Annotated in this window: 24 protein-coding genes; 11 read left to right on the top strand and 13 right to left on the bottom strand. The window is 65.6% G+C overall.

All coding sequences use genetic code 11. The annotated features are described in order from the left end of the window. Nucleotides 1-127 precede the first annotated feature (127 nt). Genes OG984_RS17570 through OG984_RS17560 form a run of 3 tightly spaced genes read right to left on the bottom strand, consistent with a single transcriptional unit; the run spans nt 128 to nt 2194 of the window. Nucleotides 128-775 (bottom strand): cytochrome ubiquinol oxidase subunit I, encoded by a 648-nt coding sequence (locus OG984_RS17570; RefSeq protein WP_141782167.1) that lies wholly within the window; start codon nt 773-775, stop codon nt 128-130. Further along, a complete protein-coding gene (locus OG984_RS17565) occupies nt 772-1677 on the bottom strand; it encodes a cytochrome c oxidase assembly protein (RefSeq protein WP_008362751.1) in 906 nt (301 codons plus the stop codon). Before OG984_RS17565 ends, OG984_RS17570 begins: the two co-directional genes overlap by 4 nt. Nucleotides 1678-1684: 7 nt before the next feature. After that, nucleotides 1685-2194, bottom strand: a complete 510-nt coding sequence (locus OG984_RS17560) for a DUF2243 domain-containing protein (protein WP_246088332.1) — start codon at nt 2192-2194, stop codon at nt 1685-1687. A gap of 310 nt (nt 2195-2504) precedes the next feature. Here OG984_RS17560 and OG984_RS17555 point away from each other — a divergent pair, with 310 nt between their 5' ends. The 5 genes from OG984_RS17555 to OG984_RS17535 all read left to right on the top strand — a co-directional run bounded on the left by OG984_RS17555 (nt 2505) and on the right by OG984_RS17535 (nt 5938). Beyond that, nucleotides 2505-2864 (top strand): DsrE family protein, encoded by a 360-nt coding sequence (locus OG984_RS17555; protein WP_008362746.1) that lies wholly within the window; start codon nt 2505-2507, stop codon nt 2862-2864. A 147-nt stretch (nt 2865-3011) separates the two neighbouring features. Then, nucleotides 3012-3758, top strand: coding sequence for an ArsR/SmtB family transcription factor (locus OG984_RS17550; protein WP_246088256.1), 747 nt, complete (start codon nt 3012-3014; stop codon nt 3756-3758). A gap of 128 nt (nt 3759-3886) precedes the next feature. Next, nucleotides 3887-4345 (top strand): hypothetical protein, encoded by a 459-nt coding sequence (locus OG984_RS17545; RefSeq protein WP_008362743.1) that lies wholly within the window; start codon nt 3887-3889, stop codon nt 4343-4345. Beyond that, on the top strand, nt 4338-5087 hold the full coding sequence (locus OG984_RS17540) for a DsbA family protein (protein WP_008362742.1): 750 nt from the start codon (nt 4338-4340) through the stop codon (nt 5085-5087). Before OG984_RS17545 ends, OG984_RS17540 begins: the two co-directional genes overlap by 8 nt. Continuing rightward, a complete protein-coding gene (locus OG984_RS17535) occupies nt 5084-5938 on the top strand; it encodes a cytochrome c biogenesis CcdA family protein (protein ID WP_008362740.1) in 855 nt (284 codons plus the stop codon). Before OG984_RS17540 ends, OG984_RS17535 begins: the two co-directional genes overlap by 4 nt. Nucleotides 5939-6162: 224 nt before the next feature. On the opposite strand, the gene ctaD is transcribed toward OG984_RS17535, so the two are convergent. The 6 genes from ctaD to OG984_RS17505 form a co-directional block, all read right to left on the bottom strand. After that, nucleotides 6163-7857, bottom strand: a complete 1695-nt coding sequence (gene ctaD / locus OG984_RS17530; RefSeq protein ID WP_008362739.1) for an aa3-type cytochrome oxidase subunit I — start codon at nt 7855-7857, stop codon at nt 6163-6165. 99 nt (nt 7858-7956) lie between these two features. Then, nucleotides 7957-8763 carry a GntR family transcriptional regulator gene (locus OG984_RS17525; RefSeq protein ID WP_246088255.1) on the bottom strand — a complete coding sequence of 269 codons (807 nt, stop codon included), beginning with the start codon at nt 8761-8763 and terminating at the stop codon, nt 7957-7959. A gap of 132 nt (nt 8764-8895) precedes the next feature. After that, nucleotides 8896-9672, bottom strand: a complete 777-nt coding sequence (locus OG984_RS17520; RefSeq protein ID WP_008362735.1) for a sigma-70 family RNA polymerase sigma factor — start codon at nt 9670-9672, stop codon at nt 8896-8898. Continuing rightward, entirely contained in the window at nt 9669-9920 is a 252-nt protein-coding gene (locus OG984_RS17515) for a YgaP family membrane protein (RefSeq protein ID WP_008362733.1), read from the bottom strand. Before OG984_RS17515 ends, OG984_RS17520 begins: the two co-directional genes overlap by 4 nt. 245 nt (nt 9921-10165) lie before the next feature. Beyond that, nucleotides 10166-10432 carry a metal-sensitive transcriptional regulator gene (locus OG984_RS17510; protein ID WP_008362732.1) on the bottom strand — a complete coding sequence of 89 codons (267 nt, stop codon included), beginning with the start codon at nt 10430-10432 and terminating at the stop codon, nt 10166-10168. Beyond that, complete coding sequence (locus OG984_RS17505; RefSeq protein WP_008362729.1) at nt 10432-10836, bottom strand: DUF302 domain-containing protein; 405 nt, start codon at nt 10834-10836, stop codon at nt 10432-10434. Before OG984_RS17505 ends, OG984_RS17510 begins: the two co-directional genes overlap by 1 nt. A 160-nt stretch (nt 10837-10996) precedes the next feature. On the opposite strand from OG984_RS17505, the gene OG984_RS17500 reads away from it, so the two are divergent. The 4 genes from OG984_RS17500 (at nt 10997) to OG984_RS17485 (ending at nt 15937) form a co-directional block, all read left to right on the top strand. After that, the gene (locus tag OG984_RS17500; protein WP_008362726.1) at nt 10997-11299 is read left to right on the top strand and encodes a rhodanese-like domain-containing protein; all 303 of its coding nucleotides are present in this window, start codon (nt 10997-10999) and stop codon (nt 11297-11299) included. Nucleotides 11300-11307: 8 nt separating this feature from the next. Next, nucleotides 11308-12801, top strand: a complete 1494-nt coding sequence (locus tag OG984_RS17495; RefSeq protein ID WP_008362725.1) for an MBL fold metallo-hydrolase — start codon at nt 11308-11310, stop codon at nt 12799-12801. 1 nt (nt 12802) lies between these two features. After that, nucleotides 12803-13654, top strand: coding sequence for a sulfite exporter TauE/SafE family protein (locus OG984_RS17490; protein WP_008362724.1), 852 nt, complete (start codon nt 12803-12805; stop codon nt 13652-13654). Nucleotides 13655-13735: 81 nt separating this feature from the next. Next, nucleotides 13736-15937 (top strand): MMPL family transporter, encoded by a 2202-nt coding sequence (locus OG984_RS17485; protein WP_008362723.1) that lies wholly within the window; start codon nt 13736-13738, stop codon nt 15935-15937. A 221-nt stretch (nt 15938-16158) separates the two neighbouring features. On the opposite strand, the gene OG984_RS17480 is transcribed toward OG984_RS17485, so the two are convergent. The 3 genes from OG984_RS17480 to OG984_RS17470 are packed head-to-tail and all read right to left on the bottom strand — an operon-like array spanning nt 16159 to nt 20345. Then, entirely contained in the window at nt 16159-16635 is a 477-nt protein-coding gene (locus OG984_RS17480; RefSeq protein ID WP_008362722.1) for a PaaI family thioesterase, read from the bottom strand. A gap of 13 nt (nt 16636-16648) precedes the next feature. Beyond that, a complete protein-coding gene (locus tag OG984_RS17475) occupies nt 16649-17269 on the bottom strand; it encodes a TetR/AcrR family transcriptional regulator (RefSeq protein WP_170225267.1) in 621 nt (206 codons plus the stop codon). A gap of 34 nt (nt 17270-17303) precedes the next feature. Beyond that, nucleotides 17304-20345, bottom strand: a complete 3042-nt coding sequence (locus OG984_RS17470) for an MMPL family transporter (protein ID WP_141782166.1) — start codon at nt 20343-20345, stop codon at nt 17304-17306. 101 nt (nt 20346-20446) lie between these two features. Here OG984_RS17470 and OG984_RS17465 point away from each other — a divergent pair, with 101 nt between their 5' ends. Beyond that, nucleotides 20447-21079, top strand: a complete 633-nt coding sequence (locus tag OG984_RS17465) for a TetR/AcrR family transcriptional regulator (RefSeq protein WP_008362719.1) — start codon at nt 20447-20449, stop codon at nt 21077-21079. 257 nt (nt 21080-21336) lie between these two features. Here OG984_RS17465 and OG984_RS17460 read toward each other — a convergent pair whose 3' ends face one another. Beyond that, on the bottom strand, nt 21337-22356 hold the full coding sequence (locus OG984_RS17460; RefSeq protein WP_378878377.1) for a helix-turn-helix domain-containing protein: 1020 nt from the start codon (nt 22354-22356) through the stop codon (nt 21337-21339). A 114-nt stretch (nt 22357-22470) separates the two neighbouring features. Between OG984_RS17460 and OG984_RS17455 the strand changes: the two genes are divergently transcribed. Continuing rightward, a complete protein-coding gene (locus tag OG984_RS17455; protein ID WP_040756907.1) occupies nt 22471-22791 on the top strand; it encodes a 2Fe-2S iron-sulfur cluster-binding protein in 321 nt (106 codons plus the stop codon). Nucleotides 22792-22802 lie beyond the last annotated feature (11 nt).

The following is a 22802-nucleotide window of genomic DNA, read 5'->3' as shown; positions in this document are numbered from 1 at the left end:
TGCAACCGGGTAAGGAGCCGCGCGACAGCGTCCGCTGTCGAGCGTGTGTTCGTGGGCAACGTAACGGACAGTCCGGCGCCTCGGGGAACAACGGGAGTGACCATCGAGTGGTGAGGTTGCGGTGGCATCACCTTTGGAGCCGCTGCGGCGACGCGATTGGCGAAGCTTGGGGTAGTCCTTGGGCGAACTGGAGGACGACGATGCCGTTGAACATCGCTGCCCACGGGTCGATGTCTGTGACCTCTCCATCGATGATGCGAAAACCACTAGGTGCGTTCATCCAGGCATTGACCGAGATCACGCAGAATGTGCCGACCACACCGGCGATCGCCATCGGTATCACCATCAGCAGGTGTTGACGTGGCGGCATCCTGCCCCAACCATAGAGGTAGATCCCGAGGAAGATCGCCTCGACGAAGAACGAAAGGCCCTCGAGCGCGAACGGCAACCCGAGCACATCGCCGAATTCACCCATCAGCCCCGGCCACAACAAACCCATCTCGAAGCTCAGCACCGTGCCGGAGACCGCGCCGATCGCGAAGAGCACCGCCGACACTTTCGCCCAGCGCTGGGCGAGGCCGAGAGCTACCGCGTCCCCGCGCGCGATCCCGCGCCAGTGCGCGACGAAGATCATCGCTGGGAACGCGACCCCGAAACAAGCTAGGACGATGTGCCATCCCAGCGAGAGCGCCATCTGCTGGCGCGCGGGAAGGAGACCCTCAGGTTCCAGGGTCGTGGCCAATGGCAGCAGGTCCGTCAACACAGCTGTGCTCATGCCCCTTCAGGAGTGGCAGTTCGAGCCAGGCGCTCGTGGCGCGCTCGCGACGACCGATGACCTGAGCGCGTTGAGGATGGTGCTGTCTTCCAGGTGAGGAGAAGGGCCACGGCGAGCAGCAGCTCCGCGATGTCGCCTCCGAAGTACATCAGGTTCCCCGCAGCCTGCATCTCGGCGATGGGCTCCCTGACCTGGACAAGGAGGCCGGCGAAGATCAGTTGGGCCACTGTTGAGTGGATCGCGATAGAAACGGCGAGGACCACCAGTCTCAGGCGTACCGAGGCACGGCCCGGGGAGGGGTCGGGGCCTGCGATCGCCCAGGCGAACAGCAGTCCTGAGGCGAGGAGGTGGGCGTGGACGGCGATGTGGACGGCGTCGTGCTCAGTGCTCAGTGCGTACAGCGGGGTGAAGTAGAGGGCGATCAGGCCGCCACTGGTCAGCACCAGTGCCAAGAAGGGGTGGGAGAGCGCGCGGATGAAGCGCGTGTGCAGCAGCCGGCCTAGTCGTCGTGCTTGGCGGTGGGGGAGTTGGCGCAGTAACAGCGTGATGGGTGCTGCCAGCACAAGGGCCAAGGGAGCGATCATGGCCAGCAGCAGGTGCTGGGCCATGTGGCCGCCGAAGTCACGGTCGGCGTAGCCGTCGATTCCAGGGCTCAAAGCAAATATGATGAGGGCCGAGCCGAATAGGTAGAGCGCTATCCGGTGCATGGGCCAGCCACGGCGACCTCGTTCACGCAGACTCAACCATAGGTAGCCGATGGCCAAGGAAGCGACCAGCAACAGCGGAAACCAGACGCTCAGAACGCCTACGGTGTCGGTCCATATCCCGGTGTTGTGCCCCTCTGGCCCGTGGGCGAGTACGTCTGCCTGGGCGCGGGGCATCGCGGTGATGATGGAACTCACGGCGACCTCAGGAGCGGGTGGTGGTGGGGCGGTTCGGCGACTTCGTGGCGTCGGTGTAGCTGGCGCCGCGTTGCAGCAGCCATCCTGCGATCACCAGGAGCACCCCGAGAGCGAGGAAGGCCAGGTCCCACGCCATCTGGTTGTCTCCGCTGCGCACGTGGTGGATTCCAAGTATGTGATGGTCGATGATTCCTTCGACCAGGTTGAATACGCCCCATCCGACAAGGATCCAGCCCCACAGGGCTCGGGCGACCCACACCCTGCCTCGGGAGTGCTGGACACGGGAGTAGAGCAGGGCGATCCCGAGCAGGACCATGACCCAGGTGAAGGTGTGGAAGAGACCGTCCCACACGGTGTTCATCTGCAGGCCGTGCACGGTGGTTTCTGGGTAGTAGCGGATACCGACGTTGTCGGTGTTCGTGGAGGTCAACATGTGATGCCACTGCAGCAACTGGTGCAACAGGATCCCGTCAACGAACCCGCCAGCCCCAACGCCGAGGACGATTCCCGGTGTCATCAGGCTTCGCGGCTCGGTCATCGCGTTGGCAGACTGGGCATCGGTGGACACGGGACATCCCCTCCTAGGGTTCCTTTCGAGCCGCCCCAGTACCCCCTCAAAGGCCTCGAGATACGCACCTACGCGTGATGTCCGTGATCTCCGTCAGCGGGCCGAGCGGCGACCTTCGCGCCGGGCCGGCCTGTGGCACCACATCGATCCGACAAGAGACCCAGGATCACGCTCGGTGCGCTCGGGTGACTTGGGTTCGTCTCTCGACACCTGTACATTCTCCAAAAATCCATGGATAAAGGTCGTTGGAGGAGGGACTGTGCGCGCAGGGCATGAGGTTGCGGATGGGGTTGTCGTCCAGCTCGCCGAGGGCGAAAGGGACAAGATGACGATGGTGGTGCGAAACATCGAGAACCTTCTGGCAGCACTCGAACCCAGGTGTTCGATCGAGCTGGTCGCCCACGCTGCCGGGTTGTCCGCGGTGACTACCGGCTCTCCGGTCTCGGAAGAAGTTCTAGGTTTGATCTCTCGAGGGGTGCGCGTGGACGCATGCGGCAACACCATGCAGCGTCACGGAGTTGCTCGCGATCGGCTGCTGTCGGGCGTCAGTGTGGTGGAGTCGGGGATTGCGCATCTGGTGGTGCGCCAGCGCGAGGGCTGGGCCTATGTCCGCCCCTGAGCTGCGGCCGGGCTTCGCGGCTGTGTCGAACGGCGTGGTCGAAGACTTCGGCGGAGATCTGGTCTGCGGGGATGTGGCCCGAGACGAGACGGCTTTCTGGTGTGGGCGCAGGCTTCCCCGCACGTCTACAGCCCATGAGGCGTCCCGGTGACCGCCGCCGAGCGGCCACCTTCACCCGCGAGCGTGGCAGCGATTGAGCGGCGCCGGGCGCTTTTCGATGGGCTGGCCGTGGTGGGCAAAGCTCTGGGGAGCCCGCGGCGACTGGAGCTGATGGATCTGCTCGCGCAGGGCGAGCGAACGGTGGAGTCCTTGGCCCGGACTGCGGACATGGGGCTGACCAGTGTCTCGGCACACCTGCAAGTGCTCAAGCTGGCCAATCTGGTCGCGACCCGGCGCGAGGGAACCAAGGTGTACTACCGGCTGGCTGGAGATGACGTGGCGGATGTGTATGACCGGCTTCGTACGGTGGCTCTTCACCGCTCAGCCGACGTCGACCGAGCACGTGCCGCCTATCTGGGCCTTCCCGGCGACAGTGAGGTCGGGACGCTCTCACGAGAAGAACTGGTGGAGTTGATGCGCAACGAGCAGGTCACGCTTCTCGATGTCCGGCCCTGCGAGGAGTACCGGGCCGGGCACATCCCTGGCGCCGTCAGTGTGCCGCTGTCTGCCCTGCCCGACGATGCCAAGCTACTTCGGAAGGCACAGCAGGTCGTGACGTACTGCCGAGGCAGCTTCTGCGTGATGGCCCATGACGCGGTGCGCCTTCTCGCCGCCAGCGGAGTTGCCGCACGTCGGCTCGAGGACGGCATGCTGGAGTGGCGCACTCACGGGCACCCGGTCGAGACCGGCTTGGTCGAGAACCGTGAGGTTGAGAACGGCGAGGTGTCAGTGTGAACCGCGCTCGAGGCGGGACGGAGCTCGGTCAGGTCGGCGGATGGCGTCGCGCGTGGCGTGGGCCTCTGAACTGGTCGCGACGCAGGTGGCTAGTTGCTGCCGGCGCCGCGCTGGTCTTCACGGTTCTCGTGGCGATTCCAACTGACTTGGTCCCCAACCCGCTGTTCGGCAGGGAGATCGCGCCGACCTGGTGGTCCTGGCCGGCGCTCGCGACTTCCTCGCTTCTCGGGGGACTGCTCGTTGCAACCTATGTTGACGCTCCTAGCGCCATCGAGGATCAGGGACGTCGCCGGGGCTGGGTCGGCGGACTGCTGACGTACTTCGCCGTCGGCTGCCCGGTCTGCAACAAGCTGGTGCTGTTGCTGCTCGGGAGCGCGGGAGCCCTCACCTGGTTCGAGCCCGTCCAACCGTTCCTGCAGTTGCTCGCCGTGGTGCTCCTGCTGTGGGCCTTGCATGTGCGGCTCAAAGGAGAGCTGTCCTGCCCGGTCACCACCAACACCCTCAACACCGACCACGCCCCGTCCAACGACCACGCCCCGTCTATTGACACCGAGACCCCTGTCTCTGGAGGTAGTTCTCATGCCTGATGCGTCCGCGACCCGCAAGAGCCCCATCGTCCCGCTAGTAGTCGCCGCGGTAGCCCTTGTTGCGGTGGTCCTTACTCTCGTCACCTCCCGAGGCGAGGGGAGCGACGGGCCAACAGCGGCGGAGAGCGGGACAGGTGCGGCGGGCGCCCAGGCCGAGGGCCATGCTCTCGACGACGCTTGGGCGCAGCTGGTCAGGGGCGAGGAGGGCGACCCGATGGCGCTCGGCGATGTGGATGCACCGGTCGTGATGATCTCCTACTCCGAGTTCCAGTGCCCGTTCTGCGGCAAGTACGCCCGAGACACGGAGCCGATCCTCGTCGAGAAGTACGTCGACTCCGGGGTGCTGCGCATCGAGTGGCGAGATTTCCCCTACCTCGGGCCTGAGTCGACTACGGCTGCCCAGGCTGGCCGCGCGGCGGCTGCCCAGGGCAAGTTTTGGGAGTTCAGCAAGCTCATGTACGACAACCAGCTGCCGCCTAACAGCGGAAAGCTGACAGAGGACTACCTGGTCTCGATTGCCGACGACCTCGACCTGGACACCAACGAATTCCGCAAGGACATGGTCGCTCGCGGCACAAAGGATGCGATCAAGCAGGACCTCGCCGAAGGCCAGGCGATCGGGGTGACCGGGACGCCTGCCTTCATCATCAACGGCGTGCCGGTCATCGGCGCCCAGCCCACCGAAGTCTTCGAGCAGGCTATCGAGAAGGCCGCGGAGGAGACGGACGCAGACGGCTCATGACAGAAGTGAGCCTGATCGCGGCACTGGCAGCCGGCGTCCTCGCACTGCTCTCGCCGTGCAGCGCACTTCTGGTGCCGTCCTTTTTCGCCTATGCGTTCGGCACGACGCGGGCGTTGCTGGGACGCACCTCCGTCTTCTACCTCGGCCTGTGTGCCACCTTGGTCCCGCTTGGCACCGGCGCCGGCGCTGCCAGTACCTTCTTTTATGGACACCGCGCGACGCTGATCAGCGTCGCGGGCTGGCTGATCATCGGGTTCGGAGTCATGCAGCTCCTCGGCCGCGGGTTCACACTCCCGTTCGCGCAACGGCTCAACAACGCCGTGGCTCGACGCGGCGGCACCGGATGGGTCTCGACGGCCCTGCTCGGGGCTGTCTATGGACTGGCCGGATTCTGCTCCGGCCCTGTCCTGGGCGCCATTCTCACCGTCGCCGCTACGCAGGGTTCGCCCTGGCACGGCGGGGTCCTGCTGGCCGTCTACGCCTTAGGCATGGCGATGCCGGTATTCGTGCTCGCCTTGCTGTGGGATCGGTTTGACCTCGGTCACAAGAAGTGGCTGCGCGGCCGGTCGTGGCACTGGGGGATCTTCACCGTCCACACCACTAACCTGGCGTCGGGGTTGCTGTTCGTGGCGATAGGTGCGCTGTTCCTCCGCTACGACGGGACAGCCGGGCTGACTGGGGCACTCGGCTTCGGCGACCTAACCGACCTGGAGTTCATCGCCCAGCAGAAGATCTCTGAGTGGACCGAGCACATCCCAGCCTGGCTGGTCTTGACCATTGTGGCCGCCGCAGCAGGCTGGATCGCCTTCAGGAGAACGCGGCGGCCGCACGGGCACGATGGCGATTGCTGAAGGTCAGGCCTCGCTTCGGCGTGTTCCGTTCTGCGTAGGCAGCTTGGTCGCTGTCAACGGGTGCCAGTCCTGAAGATGGGCGATCGGCCGAACGTTGGCCTTCAGCCTCAGTCGGGGCATATTCGCAGCAACGACAGCGGGACGATCAGCAGCGCGACTTGTGGGAATTCCGGGAGGATACGAAGGTGGGCGGATCGGTCAGCCCACCTTCTTGCTGCTCTTCCTCACCGGCGCTCGCCGTCGTGTGCGGCCTGGGCGGGCTGCTTCGTCTCCAGCGCGGCGATCTCGGGGTGGTGGAGGTCGAAGGCCGGGGACTCCGAGCGGATCTTCGGGATGGAGGTGAAGTTGTGGCGCGGCGCGGGGCAGGCTGTTGCCCACTCCAGCGAGCGGCCCCAGCCCCAGGGGTCGTCCACGGTCACCAGCGGTGCCTTGCGGGAGATGTAGAGGTTGTAGAAGAAGGGCAGCATCGACAGGCTCAGCAGGAACGCGCCCATGGTTGAGACCTGGTTCAGGAAGGTGAATCCGTCGCTGGGCAGGTAGTCGGCGATGCGTCGCTGCATGCCGTCGACGCCGAGCCAGTGCTGGACCAGGAAGGTGGTGTGGAAGCCGACGAACAGCAGCCAGAAGTGGACCTTGCCGAGGCGCTCGTCGAGCATCCGGCCGGTCATCTTCGGCCACCAGAAGTAGAACCCGGCGAACATTGCGAACACGACGGTCCCGAAGACCGTGTAATGGAAGTGGGCGACCACGAAGTAGGAGTCGGAGACCTGGAAGTCGAGCGGCGGGCTCGCCAGGATGATGCCGGTCAGACCACCGAAGAGGAAGGTCGTCAGGAAGCCGATCGACCACAGCATCGGGGTGTCGAAGCTGACCGACCCGCCCCACATCGTGCCGATCCAGTTGAAGAACTTCACGCCTGTCGGCACCGCGATCAGGAAGCTCATCCCGGAGAAGAACGGAAGGTTGACCGCACCGGTCACGAACATGTGGTGCGCCCACACCGCCACCGAGAGGACTCCGATGCCGAGGGTCGCGGCCACCAGACCGACGTAGCCGAAGATCGGCTTGCGGCTGAAGACCGGGAGGATCTCGGAGATGATCCCGAAGAACGGCAGCGCGATGATGTAGACCTCGGGGTGACCGAAGAACCAGAACAGGTGTTGCCACAGGATCGGTCCGCCATGGGCGGTGTCGAAGACGTGGGTGCCGAACTGTCGGTCGGACTCGAGCATCAGCAGCGCCGCGGCAAGGATCGGGAACGCGATCAGCACGAGCAGTGCGGTGACCAACACGTTCCAGGTGAAGATCGGCATCCGGAACATGGTCATGCCCGGCGCGCGCATGGCGATGATCGTGGTGATGAAGTTGACCGAGCCGAGGATGGTGCCCAGACCGCTCATGTAGAGGCCCATGATCCACAGGTCGCCACCGACGCCCGGCGAGTATTGCGCGCTGGAGAGCGGTGTGTAGGCGAACCAGCCGAAGTCGGCCGCGCCGGTCGGGGTGAGGAAGCCGCTGGCCGCGATCAGGCCACCGAAGAGGTAGAGCCAGTAGCTGAACATGTTGAGCCGCGGGAAGGCGACGTCGGGCGCGCCGATCTGCAGCGGCATGATCACGTTGGCGAAGCCGATAAACAGCGGTGTAGCGAAGAGCAGCAGCATGATCGTGCCGTGCATCGTGAACAGCTGGTTGAACAGCTCGTCGTTGACGACCTGCTGACCCGGGAACGCCAGCTCCGAACGCATCAGCAGCGCCATCACGCCGCCGCCGAGGAACCAGACGAACGACGTGACCAGGTACATCTTGCCGATCAGCTTGTGATCCGTGGTCGTGAGTATGCGGACCAGTTGGCGGCCCAACGGCGTGCGCGGAGTTTTGGGTTTCAACGCCTGGCTGGTGCGAGGGGTGGTAGTGGTCATGTTCAGCTCCTCACCGGTCGAAGGCGCATGGCAGGTATATGCCGTCGATCGTCTGCTTGCTGGTGTTGATCTCGTCGGCGTGCATTAGGTCGGCGTGCATTAGGAGGTCATGGAATGGCGGCGGTCAGAAACCGTGACCGAGACTTGGTCAGGGCGGGTGAAGTCGGTGACCAGGCTGAAGCGGTCGCCTCGCACGATGGTCCGACGCCACTCGATGGGCTGCCCTCGCAGTTCGCCGGTCCGGTCGATCGAGAGTGCCGCGGTGTTATCGGGGATCCCGAGCAGGACTCGCTCTGCCGAGGTCGGCACCACAGCGCGGACCTCTTCTCGGCCACCGGTCAGCCGAAGATTGCACCGACGGTCGAGCGCCTCGTAAAGGGAGGTTTGGGTGAGGTCTGCTTCGAGCAGCGGCGCAGCCAGCCGAGCGGGCAGCCACACGCGGTCCATCGCGAGCGGTTCCTCATCGATAAGGCGAATCCGTTCCAGGTAGATCAGAGGCGTTGATTCCTCGACTCCGAGCCTGGTGGCCACGGTCGCGTCAGCGCGCGCGTCGAGTGTGCGCACGATGCTGTGCTGGCGACGTCCTGACGCTTCGACGGAGGCGAACAGGCTGTACAAGGTGCCTTGGGGCTGAGTGATCTCAGTGTTTGCGACCTTCGGTGTTCGGCCACGGGCGGCATCGACAAGGCCGCTCTCACGCAGCCGACGAAGCGCCTCGCGCACCGTGTGTCGGCTGACCGCGTACTCCTGGACCAGCACCATCTCACCCGGGAACGACTCGTTGAACTCACCTCGACGTAGGCGTCGCTCGACATCGTCCTTGACCTGAGCCCATAGCGGCATCGGGCTTTGGCGGTCAACAGCCCGGGCAGGGCCGGTGGACCGCTGGCCGCCATTTCCCCGCATGTCGCCTCCTGCACAGGAGCTTCGTGATGGTGGGCCCTGCCTTAGGTGGAAGGTCCACGTACCGTCGATGCAAATGTACGTACATCCGTATTCCCTCTGCAAGGGGTCCGCGAACCAGACCCCAGGGGCAGATCATGCGTCGGCCCGATCCTTGCGTTGCCGCTGCAGCGCTTCACGGACCCGTTGGACCTGGTTCGAACCTAGTGCGGCCTCGTCGGCGAGCGCGCCTAGGGCAGCGGTGACACCGACCAAGCTGGCGTAGATCGGAGGGCAGGTCGGGCAGCTGGCGAGGTGCGCTTCTAGCCGTGGGCGTTTCGCGGCCGAGAGTTCGTTGTCGATGTAGGCGCTGACTTGGGAGCGAGCGTCCCAACAGCGCAACGGCAGTTGATCCAGGGGGCGAGACTTCAGCTCTGCCAAGGCGGTGACCAGCATCATCCGTCCGCGACGCAGACGTTGCTTGGCGGCAGCCAGGGAGATGGACTGGATCGAGGCGATCACGGGCACGGTGAGGCCTTCCATGTCGTGGAGCACGACCGCGGACCGGTAGATGAAGGGGAGGGCCAACAATGCGTCGCGCAGCTCGTCGGCTGACTCTGCGCGCTCGATCACAACCGCGGCGTCCACGGTCCAGCTGTCGTCGCGCCAGGCCGCATCGGCCAAGGCTGCGACGTCCTCGCGGGGCGTTTCCCGCTGGCGGCGCCCCTGATCGATGGCGAGGTTGTGGAGGATGCCGCGCAGCCACGCTCCCAGAGGCGCTTCGTGCCGGTAGGTCTCGCGACGTTCAAGAGCACGGGCGAGTGTCTCCTGCGCCAGGTCCTCGGCTCTGTGACGGTCACCGGTGACCGACCAGGCGTAGGCCCCAAGCCGCGGGAGTTCCGCAACCAGCTGGTCGAGGAGGTCTGAACTCAACGGCGAGATTCACCCGCCGCGGTGGGGGCCGAGGGCGAGCGTCCTGCGCGGCCGAGGGTGCGGATCCCGAACGGCAGATACAGCGGACAGGTGCCGACCGCGGAGGTTGCGGCCATGACCGCCGCGAGCGCGTAGAAGATGAGTGACAGTGCACCGAGCGGGCCAAGGATGATCCCCGCGACAACGAGTACCGGCGCGATGACGAACAGGCGGATGGAGCGGTCTGCGCGTCCCATGTTGAGTTTCATCAGTCCTCCAATGGTGGTGGGTTTGTATCGGTAGACGCAGCACGGCTGCTTATCGATACAAACCGCGTGGCCCGAGTGGCCAGCGCGGCCGGACTGTCGGTCTCGAACGAGTCCGATGACCTCAAATGGTCGAGACGGTGCAAACGGCTGAGTCATCGTCCGTCGTTGAGGAGGTCATCGAACCGGCTGTTGGTGGCTCGAGCCGGAGGCCGGCATCTGGTCTCGACGTTGGTCGTCGGCCTTGCTCAGGCGAGGGCGAGGAACAGCTTCTCCATCTTCTTGACGTCCACGTCCTCCAGCCCTTCCTCGCTCTGTTCGAGGCACTGCTGCAGTCCGGTGGCAACGATGGCGTAGCCGGCGCGGGAGAGGGCCTTGTTGACAGCGGCCAACTGGGTCAGCACCGACTCGCAGTCGGAGCCTTCCTCCATCATCCGGATGACGCTGGCGAGGTGTCCGTTCGCGCGCTTCATTCGGGTGATGATCGCTTTGATCTCGGTGGGTTCGAGGTCCATCAGTTGTTCTCCAGGGCGGCCAGGGCCGCAGTCAGGCGCTGCCGTGCGTCGGTCGCGACAGTGCGGAGTGTGTCGCCGGCCTGGCCGGCGATAGACATCATCGCGTCGGGGTCGAAGGCCTCGACGACCGTGGTTGTGTCGTCGAGGGCACGCACGACCACGTTGCAGGGCAGCAGGGCGGCGATGGACGGTTCGGCTTGAAGTGCCTGGTGGGCCAGCTGGGGGCGACACGCGCCCAGGATGACCTGCGGGGCGACATCGACGTCGAGCTTGGCCTTCAGCGTTGCCTTGAGGTCAATCTCGGTGAGGATGCCGAACCCGGCGGCGGCAAGCTCGCCGCGCACCGCCTCGACCGCCTCCTCGTAGGGGTGGTTCACCGTGATCTGGAGCGTGTACTTCGTCATGGGCCGTTCCCTCCCGGGTACCGATCACTGCATGGGTGAGTGGTCTGCACCATCAACTGTACATCCCCCATGGGGGTTCTGTTACGCTCGAATCGTAACCCCCCGGGGGGTTAGATTGAAGTGGCAGCCACGAGCCGATTCGCCCAAGGAGTTCCCTTTCATGCGTGAGACCACCGTCGAGCACCTTGCCTCGGCCCTCGAGCAGGGCGCGACCCTGATCGACGTGCGAGAGCCCGCCGAGTACCGCCGTGGCCACGTCCCCGGCGCGGTCAACATCCCAATGAGTCAGCTGACGACCCGGCTCGGTGAGATCGACCGCAAACGTCCAGTGCACTTGGTGTGCGCCTCGGGCAACCGCAGCCGCGCGATGACCGAGGTTCTGACCGCAGCCGGCTACGACGCGACGAACGTCGCCGGCGGAACCAGCGCCTGGATCCGCTCCGGGCGATCGACCCAGAAGTGAGGCGAACCATGAACGAGCCCTCGAACATCACGAACACTGCATCCGGGAACAACGAGTCCGTCGCCCCTGCTTCGGCGACGGGGGAAGCGCAGCAGCGCCCGGTCACAGGCGTGACCGTACGCACTCTGGAGACCCCCTCCCTGGGCGACCGCACCTACGTCGTGCACGACGGCGAGATCGCCCTCGTCATCGACCCGCAGCGCGACATCGACCGGGTGCTGGAAGTGCTGGAGGCCGACGAGGTCCGGCTGACCCACGTCTTCGAGACCCACATCCACAACGACTACGTCACCGGCGGCCTGGCGCTCGCACGGGCCACCGGCGCGGCGTATCTGGTCAATGGCGAGGACGAGGTCTCCTTCGACCGCACCTCGATCACCGATGGTCAAGCCGTCGAGGTGGGCTCGCGGATGCGGGTCCGGGCGATCGCCACTCCCGGCCACACCTTCACCCACCTCTCCTACGCCCTCTCTCTCGATGGGCCTGACGGGGAGGAGCCGTACGCCGTGTTCACCGGTGGCTCCCTGCTTTACGGCGCCACCGGCAGACCGGACCTGCTCGGTGAGGAGCACACAGGCGAGCTCGTGCGCCACCAGCACGCCTCCGCCCACAAGCTCGCCGCTGAGCTGCCCGACGACGCCGAGGTCTACCCGACCCATGGGTTCGGCTCGTTCTGCTCCGCGACCCAGTCCGACGCCACCGCCTCCACCATCGGACAGGAGAAGCGGTCCAACCCCGTGCTGACTCAGGATGAGGAGACCTACGTCCGCGAGCTGCTGGACGGGCTGGGTGCATGGCCGGCCTACTACGTGCACATGGGCCCCGCCAACGCCGCCGGCCCAGACGCACCGGACCTTTCCCCTATTCGAGAAGCCGATGCGACAGAGCTGCGCCGCCGTATCGAGGCGGGCGAGTGGGTCCTCGACCTTCGCAACCGCAAGGCCTTCGCTGCCGGGCACGCCCCAGGCACGTTCAACTTCGGTCTCGACGGCGCCTTCTCGACCTATCTGGGCTGGCTCATCGAGTGGGGCACCCCGGTGACCCTGCTCGGGGAGACCGCCGAGGACGTCGCCACCGCTCAGCGCGAGCTGGTTCGTATCGGCATCGACCGACCGGCCGCCCACGCCACCGGCGGTCCGCAGAACTGGGCCGATGCAGAGCTCGGCAGCTTCCCCACTGCCACCTTCGCCGACCTGGCGCAGGTGCGCCATCACCGCGAGGTGGTCGTGCTCGACGTGCGCCGCACCGATGAGCACGAGGGAACCGCGATCGCCGGGGCCCTCAACATCCCGATCCACGAGGTGCCCTACCGCCTCGAGGAGATACCGGCCGGTGAGGTGTGGGTGCACTGTGCCAGCGGCTACCGCTCCTCGATCGCTGCCTCCTTCATCGCTGCCGCAGACCGCACCCCGGTCGCGATTCACGACTCATTCGAGAACGCAGAAAAGGTCGGCCTGCACATGGTCACCCCCGGGGAAGACCCCGACGGGTCCCACGCCTGAGATGACCCTGCTCCTCGCCGCAGCCGCCGGTGCGCTCATCGGGCTCTCCTTGGGGGCGCTCGGAGGTGGCGGATCGATCCTGGCCGTACCGGTGCTGATCTACCTGCTCGACCAGTCACCCGCCCAGGCGACCACTGGATCGCTGGTCGTGGTCGGCCTCACCTCCCTGATCGGGGCCGCCGCTGCCCACCGGGAAGGCAACGTGCTGCTCGGCCGCGGGTTCGTCTTCGGGCTGGTCGCCACCGGCGGAGCGGTGCTGGGAGCGGCGGCATCTTCCCGCGTCCCTGAGGATCTCTTGCTGGCCGCCTTCGCTGCCCTGATGCTGCTGGTCGGTGTGATCCTGGCGTGGCGTCAGATACGTCACGGTCAGGACAGTCAGAGCAGCCAGGACAGTCAGGACAGTGCCGCGGGGCATGCCGCCCGCCCCGCCCTAGATGACCCGATCATCACGTTCAGCCCGACCTTCGCCTGCCAGTGCCCCCGGGCGCTGAAGGTACTGGGCACCGCCACGATCGTCGGCGCCCTGACCGGGTTCCTCGGCGTCGGCGGCGGCTTCTTGGTCGTCCCAGCACTCCTGTTGGCGCTCGCGCTTCCCATCGAGTACGCCGCAGGCACCTCGCTGGTCGTCATCACCATCACCAGCGCCGCCGCCCTCGCCGTCCGATCCGGTTCCGGTGTCCAGCCGGACTGGACGGCCGTCATCGTCTTGACCGCGGTCTCCGCGGCGGCAGCCGTGGCCGGAGCACGACTGGCCGACCGGGTCGACACCGGCCGGCTCCAGGCGGCATTCACCGTCCTGGTCCTCGGCGTCGCCATCTACACCGCGACCCAGGCGCTGCCCGCGCTCGCCTGAACCCGGCCCCACGCATTCAAGTCCGCGTATCCCAAGTCTCACGTATCCAAGCTTGTCCATCACACACGGAACGGAACCTGCATGAGCACCACCACGGCCTCCAGCCCCACGGCCGGGCCCTCAACCCCGCCACCTACCACCGCCGGCCCCTTGGGACGTCTGGGGATCTGGGTCACCGAACACGCCAAACTCGTCACCGTGGTCTGGCTGTTGACCATCGTCGGCCTCGGCGCCTTCGCCCCTCAGGTCGAGCACAACCTCTCCGGTGCCGGCTGGCAGGCCAACGGCTCAGAGTCTGTGCAGGCTCGCGAACTCGCACGAGAACACTTCGGCGGCAACGCCTCATCCGCCATCCAGGTCGTAGTCCGCTCCACCGACGGACCGGTCACCGAAGGTGAGGGCCAGCAGGTCCTCGCCGAGGTCACCGACATCCTCGAGGCCGAACCGCGCATCGCCGACGTCCTCGCACCCACGCCGGGAGCCACCCTCTCCCAGGACGGCTCCACCGCGATCGTTCTGGCCGGCGCAGGCGCCGACACCAACGAGATGGTCCGCGTCGCCACCGACCTCAAGGCCGAACTTCAAAACCTCTCCACCGACACCGTCGAGGTCAACCCAACTGGGTCCTCGCTGCTATGGAGCGACTTCAACGAGGCCAACCTCGACGCCATGCTGAAGTCGGAGTTCATGTCCTGGCCGGTCACCCTGGCCATCTTGGTACTCGCCTTCGGCGCCCTCGTGGCCGCCGGACTCCCACTGATCCTCACCCTGGCCGGCCTTGTCGCCTCGGCCGGTTCCCTGGTGCTGATCAACGAGCTCGTGCCCGTCTCCATCTGGGCCATGAACTTCGCAATGATGTTCGCGCTCGCCCTGGGCATCGACTACGCCCTCTTCTTGGTCGTGCGCTACCGCGCCGCCCGCGCCGTACGCCGCGAGGCTAACCGCGCCGCCGGCCGCCCCGACACCCGCGAAGACCGACAGTGGGCTATCGCCCAGACCATGGACACCGCAGGCAAGGCCGTGCTGCTCTCCGGCCTCACCGTCCTCGTCTCGCTGTCCGCGGTCATGCTGGTGCCCTCGCCCTCCTTCCGCTCCATGGCCGGCGGCATCATGCTCTCGGTGGTCTTCGTCCTAGCCGCCACCCTCACCCTGCTGCCGCTGGTGCTGTTCGGCCTCGACGACCGAATCAACAAGCTCGCACTGCCCTGGTCCCGCGCTGGTGAGCACCGTTCCTCGGCATTCGCCGCCTGGGGCGAGCGACTCTGGAAGCGCCCCGTTGCCTGGGGCCTCCTCGCCACGGTCATCCTGCTCGCCCTCGCCGCCCCGATCCTCGGCCTGAAGACCGCCATGCCCTCCATCAAGGTGCTGCCCGAGGACGCTTCTGCCCGAGTCGGCTACAGCCAGGTCCAAGACGCCTTCGGCACCGGCGCCCCCGGTACTTTGCAGATCATCACCGACGACACCGACGCCTCGGCCGCCAGCGCAGCACTCAAGGACGACCCCGGCATCGCCGCTGCCATGCCTCCGATGCCGGCTGCCGACGACAGTGGACTGGTGCTGATCCAGGCCGTTCCCTCCGTGGACCCCTCCGACCCCGCACTCAGCGACACCGTCGACCGGCTCCGCGCAGACCTCCCCGACTCCGCCGTCCTCGGGGGCGCCCCCGTGGAGAACCTCGATCTCAAGGCGCAGCTCGACGAGTCCACCCCGCTGGTCATCGGCGTCGTGCTCGTCCTCGGCTTCATGCTGCTCCTCATCGCACTGCAGGCCCCGCTCATCTCCCTACTCGGCACCCTCGCCAGCCTGCTCTCCACCGCGGCGGCGTTCGGTGTCGCCCGGCTGATCTTCCAGGAGGGACACGGCGCCGACCTGCTCGGCTTCGAACCACAGGGCTTCCTCGACGCCTGGGCGCCGGTGTTCTTCTTCGCCATGATCTTCGCCATCGCGATGGACTACACCGTGTTCCTGCTCGCCTCGGCCAAGGAGCACTACGAGCGCTCCGGGGACCCCAAGCACGCCATGATCGGCTCACTTGCCCACTCCGGCCGGGTCATCTTCGCCGCCGGCGCGGTCATGGTCGCGGTCTTCTTCACCTTCGCCCTCTCCGGCCCCATCCCGCCCAAAGAAATGGGCGTCGTCCTCGGCCTCGCCGTCCTCCTCGACGCCTTCCTCGTCCGGCTCGTCCTCCTACCGGTCATGCTTCGCCTTACCGGCAAGGCCGCCTGGTACACCCCCGCCTCGCTGCGGAAGATCCTGCCTAACATCACCTTCGCCCATGACTGACCGCGGATCCGTGGGCAGGAACCCGATCGAAGGATCCGATTGTCATATACCGACAGTCAGGCGGGCGTCTCCCGGTACCTTCCGCCCGCTGGTCACCGCCGCGGTGCCCTCGTGCGCTCCCCGCTCATAGCCCGCGTGGTGCAACGCGCCGAGTGCGGGCGAGGGTCTTCTCATCCAGCCTGGCCATGCCACAGGGGCATTGGCTAGCGTTGTGGATCGCCTCAGATAGCGGAGCTCGGGCGTGCCTGAGCGAAGTGCTCGGCGTCGACTGTAACGAACACAGCCGTCGATGTGGCGGCGGTTCGCCCGTCGAGTGCGGTCACCTTGGCGTTCACGAACAGCTTACGGCCCTCGCGCCGATCTACCCGGGCCTCGAGTCGGTATGTCGTCCCGATCAGGACCGGCGCGAGGTATTCGACCACCAGTTGGCGAGTGACAGCTGGTTCTCCGACCAGGTAGAGCAGGAAGCCGTAGAGGTCGTCAAGGACGGTGGCGACCGCGCCGCCGTGCGCGATGCCGGGTGCGCCCACGTGGCGATCGTCGAAGATGTGGGTGGCCACCACGAGATCGCCTTCGCGATGCACGCTTAAGTGATGGCCATGAGGGTTGTCAACGCCGCAGCCCAGGCATTGCTCGTGGTGGGCCGGCAGGTGCGCGCCATCTGGATGGGGGCCGATTCTTTGCTGCAACGCAGTCATGAGTGCTTGAAGGTCAGCCACGGGTGCTGCCGTTCAGAAGGCGTGCCCAGGCGGTGAGCAGTTCTGCTTGCCGATCGGGATGTGGCGTCAACAGCCGTGCGACACCCCGTCCGAGGACAAGGTCCAAGGTCAAGCGCACTTCGATCGGGTCGTCGCTGATATAGGTGCGACAGATCTCAGCGAGCTCCGCGTTGACACGCTCCTCGGCTGGGACCAGCTCCTTACGCAAGCCGGGGTCTGAGCGCGCGGCCACCCAGAGCTCGAGACTGGCCGCGTACAACGGTCCGGACAGGGCCTCAGCTAGCAAACCCAACGCCGCTTCGCGTTCCTGGGTGACCGTCGTCAACTTCTGGAGTTGGGCCCCTTGTGGTGCGATCCGAGACATCTCCGTCCGCACCCTGCGCATGCGTTCTTGCGCTAAGTGCTCGACGGCGGCTACCACGAGTTGGTCACGGGTTCCGAAGTGGTGCAGTTGGGCCCCGCGGGACAGCCCGGCTCGCTCCGCCACGGCGACACTGGTGGTGCCGGCATATCCCAGGTCGGCAAGGCAGGCGATGGTCGCGTCCAACAGCGCGCGTCGGGTGGTGGCCGAGCGTTCGGCTTGTTTTCGCGGTCGTCGCGTAGCTACCTTCATGCCCGAAGCGTACATGCATGCATGAACGTATGTACTAGGCCGAGCTGGCTTTTCTGATCTGTGTTCCCTTAAGCCCAGGGTTCCGGATCTGGCGGGCAGGCCACCAGTTGTGGTCCTCAAGCAGGGCGGCACAGGCGGGAACGATGAGGCTGCGGACTACGAAGGTATCGAGCAGCAGTCCGGCTGCGACGGCGAAACCAGTCTCGACAAGCGTGACCACGGGAGAGGTGAGCAGCGCGATGAAGGTGCTCGCAAAGATGATTCCTGCGGATGTGATCACCGGGCCGGTCAGGGTCACTGCTTCGGCAACGGCGCCTCGAGTCAGGGTGGTGCCGTTCTCGCGCATTCGGCTCATGAGCAGGATGTTGTAGTCGGCGCCAACGGCGACGAGCAGCACGAACGTGATCACTGGGACGGCAAACTGGATGTCGTGGCCAAGGATGCCTTGGAAGACCAGTGTTGTCAGGCCAAGGGCCGCGGCGCAGGATAGCGCTACAGAGGCGAGCAGGTATAGCGGCGCGGCCAGGGAGCGCAGGGCGATGATGAGGAGGAGCAGGACGATCAGAAGCACCGCCGCGAGCACGAGTTTCGCGTCTTCGTACAGATAGCGGTTCAGGTCGGCGCCGAGTCCAGCGGCCCCGGTGCCGCTGACGGTTGCGCCTTCGAGACGTGTCCGATTCAACGCGTTTTCAGCGGCTGCCTGGGATTCTTCGAAGCGGCGCAGCCCATCCGGGCTAAGAGGATCTGAGTCACCGGTTACCTGGATGCGGGCAACGCGGCCATCGGGGCTCAGGAATACGCTGCGGGCGTAGGCGAAGCGCTGGTCGTCTAGGGCGCTCGCGGGCAGGTAGAAGCCACCAGCCTCTGGTGTGTCGGCCTGACGGTTGACCGTGCGCAGGTAGGACTCAGAGGTCTCCAGGTTCTGGGCGAGTTCCTTGGTCTGGCGGATGAGGTCCTTGATCCCCGGCGCAAAGGCCTCGGCGTTCTCAGCGATCTGGGAGGTGCCGTCCGCCATCTGCCCTAGACGCGCGCGCAGAAGGCGCTGTCCTTCGGTGATCCGGTCGGCACCCCGCTCGGCCTGGCTCAACCCGGAGGCGAGATCGTTGAGGCCATCGGCGAGGCTTCCTTGTTTGCGGGCGATCAAGTTCGCTCCGTTGGCTGCCTCCTGCAGTCCTGGGAGGAGTTCATCCTTCATGCCGCGGTGGATGTCGGCAAGTCCTTCCCTGGACCTGCGGCAGATCGGGTCTGTGGTGCACAGCAGGTCGCGGTCGAGTGCCTGGACGATCAGGCCGATGCTACTCACGACCACGGTGACTTGGTCGTGAGCGGTTTGGATGCCTGTGGCCAAGGCGGCAGCGCCGGTCTGCAACTGGCGGGCGCCGTGCGCTGCGTCACGCGTGCCCTCGGTAGCGCGGCCGAGACCGTTGGCGAGATCGCTGGTTCCGTTCGCAAGTCGGTCGGCGCCGCCTTGGGCGCGGCCGGCGCCGTCGGCCACCCGGCTGATCGCGTCGGCTAGCTGGGCGCTGCCCGAGGAGAGGCGTTCGAGATCGGGCTGACCCTCCTCCAAGCCATCGCTGGCCCGACCCAGCCCGGTGGCGAGGCGCTTGAGCTGTCGCGCGATCGACGCTGGTTCTAGTGGCTCACCTGCCGGCTGGGTGATGCTCCGGACGCTGGAAACACCATCGACCTTGGCCACGGCTCGGCTGACCTCGTTGAGGACTGCCAGATCCTTCGAATTGCGCATGTCATGTGTGGACTCCAGCAGCAGGTAGTCCGGGAGGGTCTCGTTGCGAGGGAAGTGGTCCTCCAGCACCGCCAACCCCTTGTTGCTCGGCGTGTCGGGCGGCTGGGAGTTCCGCTGGTCGTAGGAGATCACCATCGTCGGAAGGAACGCGGCAAGCACAACCAACACGGCGGTACCGGCAACAAGCACCCGGACCGGTCGGCGCGCCACGAGGCGGCCGACGCGTGACCACGCCGACGTCGGTGCTGGCGTGCGCGCCGGCCCGATCCTGGGGCCGAACCAGACCATCAGCGCGGGCGTGAAGGTCAGACTCACCGCAACGGTGACCGCGACGCAGATCGCCATCGGCGGTCCGGTGGTGGAGAAGATGGCCAGCTTGGTGAATCCCAGACATATCGCGGCGAGGATGACCGTTCCGGCGGACGCCACCAACGCCGGTCCTACTCTGGTGGCTGCCTCCTCGACGGCCGGCAGCGCGTCGACTCCGCGCCCGTATGCCTCGCGGAATCTGCTGATCAAGAACACGCAGTAGTCAGTGCCAGCGCCGAGCACGATGGCGGTTACGAACGCGTCGGTGTAGGTCGACAGCGACATTCCTTGCATCCCGGCCCATGCCAGCACTCCCCGCGCGCACGCCAGTGCCACCCCGATCGATACCAGGGAAACCAGTACAGTGGTGACGCGGCGGTAGATGATCAACAAGATGATGACCAGCAGCAGCCCGGAGACCACCGTGATCCGTACCGAGGCCTCGTTCACCTCGGTGGTCAGGTCGGTGATCATCGCTGGGTCCCCGGTCACATACGCGCTGCTGCCACGGGGCAAAGACAGGTCGGCGACCCGTTCTCGCAGCCAGTGGATGTCCTGTTCGGAGTCCGGCGATCCGATGCCACTGGTCAGCCCGGCCACCAGGTAGGCCGCCTGGCCGTCCTTGCTGACCAAGTGTCGCCGCGCGTCCTTGTTGCCGACGAAGTGCTGCACTTCGGAGACCCGCTCCTGGTTCGCACCCAGGGTGCGAACCAGGTCGCGATACGCAAGCGTGTCAGCCGCGCTCAGGCCGTTCTCGTTGCGGAACACGATGTAGGCAAATGACTCGGTGCGCCCCGAGCCGAACGCCTCGTCCATGTCGTGCAACGCGGTCAACGTCGGCGCGTCCTCGGGCAGAAAGGCCGCACTGCTGCGCTCGACCACCGACGGCAGCGACGGCAGGCCGAGAGTGACCGCTGCAGCCGCGACCAACCAGCCGACGACGACCAGACGCGGGAAACGGATTCCCGCCGTGCACAAACGGGCCAGACGACCCGGCGCCCCAGCATCCACGGATGCCTCCATGACTTGTATCTTGAGTTTGTACTCGCAGTACAACATAGGCTGAGGCTGCTGTCGATACCCTCCGAATACGCAGTGTCACTCGTCCGGAAAGGTGTGTGGAGATGCGGCAACTGCCTGCCTCCATCGCAAGCAAGCTCTACGGAGCCGCGGAACTGATCGCCGAGCGCGGAGTCGCCGAGGCCAAGATGGACGAAATCGCGGCTGCCTCCGGCATCCCTCGCGCAACCCTCTATTACTACTTCACCGGTAAGGATGAGATCCTCGCCTTCCTCCTCACCGACATGCTCGAGGCAATTGCTGGCGAGGTAGCGGCAGCTGTTGGGGCCACCGGAAGCGCCCGCGTCCGCCTCGAAGCTGCGGTCCAAGCCCAGATCGCCGTGATGCTCGACCAGCCCGCCGCATGTCGGGCGCTCGTTGGTGACCTCGGCCGAGCCACCAGACTTCCTGCGCTCGCTCACGCCCTCCAAGAAGCATTCCGCCGTCCCATCGAACAACTCCTTGCCGAAGGCGCCGCCGACGGATCGCTACACGTGCAGCCCCACCCAGAAGAGGCATCCCTGGCGATCTTTGGGGCCATCACAGTCGCCGGTCTGTATCACGCAGTTGAAGACAGCCGCCCCTCTGCAGAACAGGTTGCGAAACGAGTTCTCGGCGTTCTGATGCAAGGGCTTGGCGGCCAAAAGGAACCACGCACCACTGATTGCCCTGCTAGCGCGACTGACGCTCAGGCCTGATGGTGAGATGGCCTCTGAGTGCATGCCCGGGGGTAGCGCGATCACGACCTCGTTCCTCGGCTCCCTGCCGCCCCCACCGCTCAGTCTGACCCGACCTGGGACTAGTTGATGTGCCCGCTGAGAGGACACCCCAAGATTGGGTCGCTCGCCGAGGTCTCAATGCCTGTGCTGCCATGCAGGAGCCCACCTAGACCACCTGGCTCTGCGGAACCGGCGGACTGCGGCTGCATCAGGTCTGGTGATTCAGTGCGGAACCGTCACCACCTCAGGCATTCTTGTCGGAAGTGGCTTGGAGACTGGCCAGTCCATCGCTTGAAGGCATGTGAGAAGTTGGTCAGGTCGCTGAAACCGAGTTCAACAGCTATCTCGCTGACCGACAAGGATCGGTCGAGCAGCTTTAGCGAGGCCCGCTCCAGCAACGACGATTCGAGTATCTCTCGGAACGTGGTGCCCTCGTTGAGGAGACGTCGCTTGAGAGTGCTGGTCGAGATTGACAGTTCGTTTGCGACCGACTGACAGGTTTTTAGTCCGGGGCCCTCTTCTATCGACAGTCTTACCTTGGTCGCGTATGACGCCGGTCCGATCCGGTGCTCAAGGGATTTCGACAGATCGGCGATCGCGTGTCGGTATGCAACGGGGTCGGAGAACCGGCAGACCTCGTTCAGGACCTCCGTGGGCACATACAGGAACGTCATGGGCGCGTTGAAAACCAGGTGTCTTCCCAGCGCGTCCTCATGCTGGGTCGTGGAGGCGGGCGCCGGCCAACTGGTGTGCAGCCTGACGGTTGACACGTCGCCAGCGAGCATTCGGATCAACCGCAGGAGCGCGGAACCACAGTAGGTGACGACCAGGCAGTCCAGGTCCGGATCGCCCGTCTGACCTGTGAGCCCGACCGCAAGGCCGTCGTCATTCGGATGGAACCGCGTACTGACGGCCGTCGTAATCAAGGGAAGATACGTGAGCAGTTCCATGACCTCAGCGACCGAGCCCGCACTGATCAAGGGAAGACTCAATGGGCCGAATGAGGTCAGCTGGGCCTGATCTGCGAACGCATGGCCGAGGTGGGTCGCTTGATCGGCGTCCAGGTTGGGGTACACCTCCCGGAACCATCGAGCCGGTGCCTGGCCGCCGAGTTGCAGCAGGGTCGTCTCGTCGGCTCCCTCGCGAACCATGATGGCGCGGAACCGTGCGGCTGCCTCTGCGTCGAGAGTTTGGCTCTCGAGCAGCTGTGCGAAAGCCGTGTAGGGCACGCCCGCGTCGCTGCCGTTCAAAGACACTCCTTGAGCCGAAATCACAACTTTCTGACTCGTGTGACCATAGCCACAGGGCGCATCCGCGACAAGAGTTTGTCCAAGGCTTTGCGGCCCACAACAGCACCAGGAGAGTTGATCATGACAGTGGTTAGGTTTGTGTCACACGACGGGAAGACGCACGCGGTGCCCGTTGAGGAAGGGCAGTCGTTGATGCAGGTCGCGACGAACAACGCGGTGCCTGGCATCGACGGTGACTGCGGTGGAGAAGCTGCGTGCGGGACCTGTCACGTCATCGTTGATCCGCAGTGGTCCGAATGTGTCGGGCCGCCCGGCGCCGATGAGGAGGAGATGCTCGCGATGAACCCTGAGCGTGAACCGACCTCCCGGCTGTCTTGCCAGATGGTGGTCTCCGACGTGTGGGACGGGCTGAGCGTCCGGCTTCCCGAATTTCAGATGTGACGACGAGAACG

Origin of the sequence: Nocardioides sp. NBC_00368, assembly GCF_036090055.1 — a bacterium.
Classification (GTDB): domain Bacteria; phylum Actinomycetota; class Actinomycetes; order Propionibacteriales; family Nocardioidaceae; genus Nocardioides.
Note: the sequence above shows the minus strand (reverse complement) of the source record. Positions and strands in the feature narration are given on the sequence as shown.